This is a genomic window from Halopseudomonas sp., assembly GCF_041579695.1.
Lineage (GTDB): Bacteria > Pseudomonadota > Gammaproteobacteria > Pseudomonadales > Pseudomonadaceae > Halopseudomonas.
Map to the genome: position 1 here is coordinate 1 of NZ_JBFGFI010000113.1, position 6,764 is coordinate 6,764.

Annotated in this window: 7 protein-coding genes; 4 read left to right on the plus strand and 3 right to left on the minus strand. The window is 63.4% G+C overall.

Annotated elements, in window-relative coordinates; all coding sequences use genetic code 11:
• The coding region (locus tag ABYA88_RS14675) for a SprT family zinc-dependent metalloprotease (protein WP_373188140.1) at positions 1 to 471 on the plus strand (471 nt) is incomplete at its 5' end.
• On the opposite strand, the gene ABYA88_RS14680 is transcribed toward ABYA88_RS14675, so the two are convergent.
• Complete coding sequence (locus ABYA88_RS14680; RefSeq protein WP_373188141.1) at positions 472 to 1,611, minus strand: DUF5610 domain-containing protein; 1,140 nt, start codon at positions 1,609 to 1,611, stop codon at positions 472 to 474. It abuts the gene before it with no gap.
• A gap of 57 nt (positions 1,612 to 1,668) precedes the next feature.
• On the minus strand, positions 1,669 to 2,853 hold the full coding sequence (locus tag ABYA88_RS14685) for a CaiB/BaiF CoA transferase family protein (RefSeq protein ID WP_373188142.1): 1,185 nt from the start codon (positions 2,851 to 2,853) through the stop codon (positions 1,669 to 1,671).
• Positions 2,854 to 2,950: 97 nt separating this feature from the next.
• Here ABYA88_RS14685 and ABYA88_RS14690 point away from each other — a divergent pair, with 97 nt between their 5' ends.
• Positions 2,951 to 3,793 (plus strand): sulfurtransferase, encoded by an 843-nt coding sequence (locus ABYA88_RS14690; RefSeq protein WP_373188143.1) that lies wholly within the window; start codon positions 2,951 to 2,953, stop codon positions 3,791 to 3,793.
• Positions 3,794 to 3,799: 6 nt separating this feature from the next.
• On the opposite strand, the gene ABYA88_RS14695 is transcribed toward ABYA88_RS14690, so the two are convergent.
• On the minus strand, positions 3,800 to 4,597 hold the full coding sequence (locus ABYA88_RS14695) for a spermidine synthase (RefSeq protein WP_373188144.1): 798 nt from the start codon (positions 4,595 to 4,597) through the stop codon (positions 3,800 to 3,802).
• 145 nt (positions 4,598 to 4,742) lie between these two features.
• Here ABYA88_RS14695 and ABYA88_RS14700 point away from each other — a divergent pair, with 145 nt between their 5' ends.
• Together ABYA88_RS14700 and ABYA88_RS14705 are read left to right on the plus strand one after the other, a co-directional pair.
• Positions 4,743 to 6,095 (plus strand): class II 3-deoxy-7-phosphoheptulonate synthase, encoded by a 1,353-nt coding sequence (locus tag ABYA88_RS14700; protein ID WP_373188145.1) that lies wholly within the window; start codon positions 4,743 to 4,745, stop codon positions 6,093 to 6,095.
• Between the two features lie 83 nt (positions 6,096 to 6,178).
• Entirely contained in the window at positions 6,179 to 6,541 is a 363-nt protein-coding gene (locus tag ABYA88_RS14705) for an SGNH/GDSL hydrolase family protein (RefSeq protein WP_373188146.1), read from the plus strand.
• The last annotated feature ends 223 nt before the right edge of the window (positions 6,542 to 6,764 follow it).

A 6,764-nucleotide genomic window follows, 5' to 3' on the forward strand; every position in this document is an offset into this window, starting at 1 on the left:
CGTCTCGAGGAATGTTACCGACTGGCGGAGGAGCGCTTCGAACGCAGGTTCGAGCGCCCGCGGGTGGATCTCGACCTGCGCGGACAGAAAGCCGGTGTTGCCTACCTCGGGCGCAACCTGCTGCGCTTCAACGCCCATATGTACCGTGACCACAGCGAGGACTTTTTGCTACAGACGGTACCCCATGAGGTTGCTCACCTGATCGCCCATGAGGTTTTTGGCCCGCGGATCCGCCCCCACGGCCCGGAATGGCGGGCGGTCATGACCGATCTGTTCCAGCTCCCCGCCACCCGATGCCACGACTACCCGGTGCAGCGTCGCCGCGGCACCCGCTATCTGTACCGCTGCGGCTGCCCCGCCCATGTACCCTTCACGCCCCAACGCCATGCGTTGGTCAAGCGCGGCCGGCGCTACCAGTGCCGGCTCTGCGGCGACATGCTGCATTTCACCGGCCGCCAGGGCATTCAATAGCTATTCTTCCGGACTCTTCGGATTCAGCGCCTGCAGACCTTCCAGCAAGCGCTGGTTCAGATCCATCGCCTTCTCCAGACGCTCCTGGTCAAAGCGCTCGTCAATCGCAAAACCACCATCCAGCAGGTCGCGCAGCATCGTGTTGCCAGGCTCTGCGAGTTCGCTGGCGGCGCGGAGCGCCTCAACCAACCCCAATGCATATTCGCGCAGATCGCTGTTTGCGGCACTCGCCGGCGCGCCCTCGCCCGATACCCGGCCATAGGTTTCACTTACCTGGCGCACGCTGGTCTGGGTGAGATTGAGCGCCATCGAGGCGAGCTGGCTGCCGTCCATCTTCAGTGCCAGCGCCCGGTCGAACGCGCCCTGCCGGTCTCCGGCGTAGAAATCGCCAGCCAGACCCTGTACCTGGCCTAGCAGATCCTGCAGTGATTCGCGCTCGGCGTCATCCAGATCGCCCTGCACCTCTACCTGCCAGGCACCTACCTGCAACTGGCTGCTCTGCCGGTCCAGCGTGACCTGGCTGCCCTGCTGACCACCGATAGCGGTCACCTGACTGTCAGCGCGGCTGGCTGAGGCCTGAGCGATGCTGATACGCAACCGGTCGCCGTCGCGGGTGGTCACTTCCAGCTCAAAGGTCTGGGCCTGGGCAGAAAACCGGCTGGCACTGGCCGAGAGCGAGACACCTTCTCCCCTCGAGTCCTGTCTCGCGCCGGGTAGAAGTCGTTCGGCTATGCTGCCCATGCCGGTCTGGATCCGCTGCCAGGTCTCGTCGATGTCGGCTGCCACCTTGCCCTTGAGCACACCCATACCGTCGAGAATCTTGCGCGCCTCATCGAAGCCCTTCTCCACCCCTTTGGCCGCCTGGTCGTACATTTTCTGCAGCTTGCCGGTGTCTTCGCCGGCCGCCCTGGCACTTTCCAGCCGTCCACCAATGAAACCAAGCACGCGTTCTGCCACCTTGCCCGGCGAAAAATCATCGGCCTTGGCGGCCAGACTGCCCGGCTTCAGGCCCATCTGCTCGGCAAGACGGTTGGCCAGCGTCTTCTGCCCATCCACCTGACGTGTGGCGGATGCCTGCGCGGACGAACTCTGACGTACACCGCCAGGGGTAATCGAATTGGTTTGGCTCATTGGGTACACCTCCAGTTGACCTCTGTATCGGCCAATGGCGGCGTCACTGCAGGACCGCCCGTCGCATCACCCCAGAGCCCCGGCTGCGCGCAAGCCTTCAATCTCCTCCACGCTCAGATCCAGCCCGCGCAGAACCCGCATCGTATCCTCGCCGGGCTGCTTGCCGATATGCCGCGGCGCGTCCACACCACAACCGAACACGATCGGGCAGGCGATCTGGCTCTGGGTTCGCTCGCCATCGGGCAGGGGCACCTGCTGCACCACGCCACGTGCCCGCAACTGCGGATGTCCGACGGCTTCTGACAGGCTCAGCACCGGCTCCACACAGGCATCGATCGCCGCAAAGCGTGCCTGCCAATGGGCAAAATCTTCCTTCGCAAAGGCGTCACCCAGCGTCTGCTTGACCAGCTCGCGGTCCTGCGGCAGCGGCGACAGCCCCTTGGCCACGAGCTCCGGACAACCCAGCACCTCGCACAGCTGCTGCATGAACTGCGGTTCCAGACTGCCCACCGCCATCCAGCGACCATCGCTGGTCTGGTAGTAATCATAGAAGCTGCCGCCATTCAGCACCGTCGACTCCAGTCCCGGTTCCTGCCCTGCCGCCAGACAGGCCGCACCGGCCATCGCGTTCAAGCTGAACACACAGTCGGTCATGCTTATATCCACCTGCTGTCCTTCACCCGTCTGCTGCCGGTGGATCACCGCGGCGAGCAAGCCGGTCACCGCATGCATCGAGCCGCCGGCCACATCCGCCACCTGCATCCCCGGCGGCACCGGCCCACTCTCGCGCCGGCCGGTGTAGCTGGCCAGGCCGGACAACGCCAGATAGTTGATGTCGTGCCCGGCGCGGTCGCGATAGGGCCCGGTCTGGCCGTAGCCGGTGACCGAAACGTAGATCAGCCGTGGGTTGATCTCCTTCAACGCGGCATAGCCGACGCCCAGCTTGTCCATCACTCCGGGGCGAAACTGCTCGATTACGATGTCGTATTCCATTATCAGCCGGCGCACCACCTCCAGCGCCTCGGGCGCCTTGAGATTGAGCCCGATGGAATCCTTGTTGCGATTGAGCCAGGCATGACTGGCGGACGTACCATCGACGTGGGGTGGCAATGCGCGAGTCAGATCGACCCGACCGGGGGACTCCACCCGCAGCACCTGCGCGCCCATATCGGCCAGCAGCAACGAGGCAAAGGGACCAGGCAGCAGGGTAGAGAAATCGAGAATCTTCAGCGAAGCGAGAGGGCCGGACATGAAAGCTCCTGTTTGTTGTTATGGGTGACAATTTGCCGCTTGTAGCTTACCCCGTCCTGCTTGTAGCTTGTAAACAGTCCTTTTCCGGAGCACCGCCATGACCCAGTTTATCGATGTGCACAGCCTCGCCCGTCGGCTGGATGAATCCGGCATACGCATCATTGATGTGCGTTTCTACCTCGAGCAGCCGGCCCGCGGTCGCAGCGAATTCAACGCGGCGCATATCCCCGGCGCGCGCTACCTGCATCTTGACGACGATCTGTCCTCGCCGGTCATCCCCGGCCAGACCGGACGCCATCCCCTGCCCGACCCGGAGCAGTTCGCGGCCCTGCTACGCCGCGCCGGAGTCAGCCAGGACACCCTGGTTGTCGTTTACGATGATGGCCCCGGGCTGTTTGCGGCCAGACTCTGGTGGCTGCTGCGCTGGCTGGGTCACGAGAAGGTGAAAGTCCTGGATGGGGGTTTCAGGTCCTGGCTGGAGGCCGAGCTGCCCACCACGCAGGAAACACCGCGGCCACTCGACGAAGGCGATTTTGTCGCCAGACCGGACAACAGCAAGCTGATCGATGCCGACGAAATCCAGCGTCGGCTGGCGGCCCCCTCCCTGCAACTGCTGGACGCCCGCGCGCCAGCACGGTTCAGCGGGGAAACCGAACCGATGGACCCGGTTGCCGGCCACATCCCCGGCGCCGCGAACTTGCCATGTGCTGCCAACGTCGGTGGCGACGGCTCCTGGCTGACCGGCGAACAGCTGCGCAAGCGTTTCGAGCCCTGGGCAAAAGCGGATACCGAACTGATCAGTTACTGCGGCTCGGGCGTCACTGCCTGCCACACGATTCTCGCTGCGGTAGAGGCCGGCTTGCCCGAACCGCGGCTATACGCCGGCTCCTGGAGCCACTGGATTACCGACCCGGACAGGCCCGTGGCAACGGGCAGCTGACGCAGGTCAACCGAAGGCCGGACCGTCCGAGGCCCGCCGCAACGCCTCGATATAGGGCCGCAGCGAATACCCAAGCTGCGGCTCCAAATCGTCAGCCCAGGCTCGCAAAGCCAGCTTCTCGAGAAACAGCTGGCCCGACTCCGGCACCAACAGCAGGATATTGCCCTCTTCCACCGGCACCTGCAGGTAGGCATCGCCGAACAGCTGCTGCAGCATCCGACCGGCATAGGGCTGGCCGCTCTCGCCCAGCTGCCATTGGTTGATCACCAGCAACCCGCCCGGACGCAGCGCCTGGTGACAGCGCGCGAAAAACTCGGCCTGCAATTGCAGTCGGGAAATTCCGCCTTCCAGATACAGGTCAACAAACAGCAGATCGCAACTCGCGGGAGACTCGTTGATGTACTGCTCGGCGCAGCCAATCTTGATATTCAGGCGCGAATCCTGGCTCAGGCCCAGCCAGCGAAAACCGGCATCCACCACCGCCGGCCGCAACTCCACCGCAGTGACCTGGCCGGGCGCGAAATGCGTCAGCACGCAATTGGCCAGACTGCCGCCGCCCAGACCCAGCAAAGTGACCTTCTGCGGCCGAGGCTGCCAGAACAGCGCCAGCAGCATCGCCCGCGTGTAGTCATACTCCAGCCAGGCTGGATCCGGGGTGAAGGTGCAGCTCTGCTCTGTCTGCTCCCCGAAATACAGGAAGCGGTAGGCGCCCGCCTCGGTTACCCGCAGGGTACCGAAATCATCGCGGATCTCTTCCAGTATCTGCTCCGGCGGAACGTCTTCAAGGGGATCAAGGCGAGACATGGCACGTGCTCCCGGGGCGGCAGTGAACAGAGCGCGAAAGCGTCGATAAAGCTGCTCGATCGAAGGTATAGGGTGTCTGATTGGCATGTCTCAGGTTACCATCGCAGGACGATACTTACACCCGATCCACCATAGCAGAGACCCCATGACCGCAAACTGGACCCCCGACAGCTGGCGCAGCAAGCCCATCATCCAGCAGCCCAACTATGCCGACGCCAACGCCCTGGCCCAGGTCGAACAGACCCTGGCTGGCTATCCGCCGCTTGTGTTCGCCGGCGAGGCGCGGGAGTTGCGCAAGCAGTTTGCCGAGGTCACCCAAGGTCGCGCGTTCCTGTTGCAGGGTGGCGACTGCGCCGAAAGCTTCGCCGAATTTTCCGCACCGAAGATCCGCGACACCTTCAAGGTGCTGCTACAGATGGCCGTGGTCATGACCTTCGCCGCCAGCTGCCCGGTGGTCAAGGTCGGCCGCATGGCCGGTCAATTCGCCAAGCCACGCTCTGCCGATGATGAAGTCCAGGGCGATGTCACCCTGCCCGCCTACCGTGGCGACATCATCAACAGCATCGGTTTTGAATCCGCCGGCCGCGCGCCGGATCCACAGCGCCTGCTGATGGCCTATCACCAGTCCACCGCCACGCTGAACCTGCTGCGCGCCTTCGCCCAGGGCGGTTTCGCCAGCCTGGACAAGGTGCACCAATGGAACCTGGATTTCATCGCCAGCTCCGCCAACAGCGAACGCTTCGAACATCTGGCAGAACGTATCGACGAAAGCCTCGGCTTCATGCGCGCCTGCGGCTTCAACCTCGAACACAGCGCACAACTGCGTGAAACGGCGTTCTTCACCGCCCACGAAGCGTTGCTACTGAACTACGAACAGGCCTTCACCCGCCGCGACAGCCTCACCGGCGAATGGTACGACTGCTCCGCGCACATGCTATGGATCGGTGACCGCACCCGCCAACTCGGCGGCGCCCACGTCGAATTCATGCGCGGCATCAACAACCCGATCGGCGTCAAGACCGGTCCCACCACCGACCCGGACGAACTGCTGCGCCTGATCGACACGCTGAACCCGGAGAACGACCCCGGCCGCCTGAATCTGATCGTGAGAATGGGCGCCGACAAGGTAGAAGCCCACATGCCCGCCCTGGTTCGTGCCATCGAACGCGAAGGCAAACAGGTGCTGTGGAGCTCCGACCCGATGCACGGCAACACTATCAAAGCGTCGAGCGGCTACAAGACCCGCGACTTCGCCGCGATCCTCGCCGAAGTGGAGCAGTTCTTCGCCGTTCACAAGGCTGAAGGCACCTGGGCCGGCGGCATCCACATCGAAATGACCGGCCAGAACGTCACCGAATGCATCGGCGGCGCTACACCGGTCACCGAAGCCGGCCTGTCTGATCGCTACCACACCCACTGCGACCCGAGACTGAACGCTGATCAGTCGCTGGAGCTGGCATTCATGATTGCCGAAACGCTGAAGAAAGCCCGCCGCTAAAGACTCCCGGCCTCCGCGACAGCCCCGCCGCAGAGGCCCACAACAACCCCCCTTCGCGCCCAGTCGGACGCTCCGGTTGCCAGATGATCGGCGGCAATGACATGAAGCTCAACAGCTGTGCCCCCTCCCTGACCCGCTGCATGCCCCTGCTCGAAGACCTGGAAGACCGCATATCCCAACTGGCCCAGCAGATGCGCGCTGACGGCATCGAGAAAATCATCTTCCTCGGATACTACAACGGCACCGGCAACGCAGCTGAACTGCGTGAAATCAACAACTACAGCATGAACCTCAAAGCCGCCAGCTATGCCGGCCTGGGTATCACCTTCATCGACGTTCGCCAGACCTTCAACGGTAATGAAGCACGCTACCTGCTCAACGACGGGATCCATCCCACTGCCGAGGGCTCGCGGGTTTTGGCGGACCTGATCAAGCAGGCATTGTAAAAGGGGTATCTGCACCAAGGTCAAAATGGATTCCCGCGTTCGCGGGAATGACGGGGTGGTGGGTTCGCACGGAGTCAGCAGACCCAGCTCCGCAGCCCCCGCCAACTCACACCAATTTCCCCGCAAACCTCATACTCGCCAACTCACCCCAACCTGCCCGCAAACGTCATCCTCGCGAACGCGGGAATGACGGGGCCAGAGCGCGCACGCCGCTCACAAACCA

Bases quoted from the DNA above. Each gene is read 5' to 3' on its own strand.
- ABYA88_RS14705 (WP_373188146.1), top strand. From the start codon at position 6,179: ATGATCGGCGGCAATGACATGAAGCTCAACAGCTGTGCCCCCTCCCTG.
- ABYA88_RS14695 (WP_373188144.1), bottom strand. From the start codon at position 4,597: ATGTCTCGCCTTGATCCCCTTGAAGACGTTCCGCCGGAGCAGATACTG.
- ABYA88_RS14700 (WP_373188145.1), top strand. From the start codon at position 4,743: ATGACCGCAAACTGGACCCCCGACAGCTGGCGCAGCAAGCCCATCATC.
- ABYA88_RS14690 (WP_373188143.1), top strand. From the start codon at position 2,951: ATGACCCAGTTTATCGATGTGCACAGCCTCGCCCGTCGGCTGGATGAA.
- ABYA88_RS14685 (WP_373188142.1), bottom strand. From the start codon at position 2,853: ATGTCCGGCCCTCTCGCTTCGCTGAAGATTCTCGATTTCTCTACCCTG.